1 protein-coding gene is annotated in these 299 nt (G+C 55.2%); it reads right to left on the reverse strand.

Features of this window, described 5'->3' with window-relative positions:
- Nucleotides 1-292, reverse strand: a 292-nt coding sequence (locus BU804_RS12425; protein ID WP_075882495.1) for a hypothetical protein, incomplete at its 3' end; no start/stop codon positions are given.
- Between the last annotated feature and the right edge of the window lie 7 nt (nt 293-299).

Raw genomic sequence — 299 nt, forward strand, 5'->3', positions numbered from 1 at the left:
CCTCATCGTGCTCTCTTCCCCAACGAGCTTCCGCTCCTCGGCGACCTGCCTCTTCACGACTCATAGGCTCATCACCTGAAGATCTGCCTCGATGACTTCTACGTCCATCATAATCCTCATCGTGCTCTCTTCCCCAACGAGCTTCCGCTCCTCGACGACCAGCTTCTTCACGACTCATAGGCTCATCCCCTGAAGATCTGCCTCGATGGCTTCTACGTCCATCATAATCCTCATCGTGTTCTTTTCCCCAACGAGCTTCCGCTCCTCGGCGACCTGCCTCTTCACGACTCATAGGCTCA

This window comes from Candidatus Protochlamydia sp. W-9, from assembly GCF_001950615.1.
GTDB classification, from domain to species: domain Bacteria; phylum Chlamydiota; class Chlamydiia; order Chlamydiales; family Parachlamydiaceae; genus Protochlamydia; species Protochlamydia amoebophila.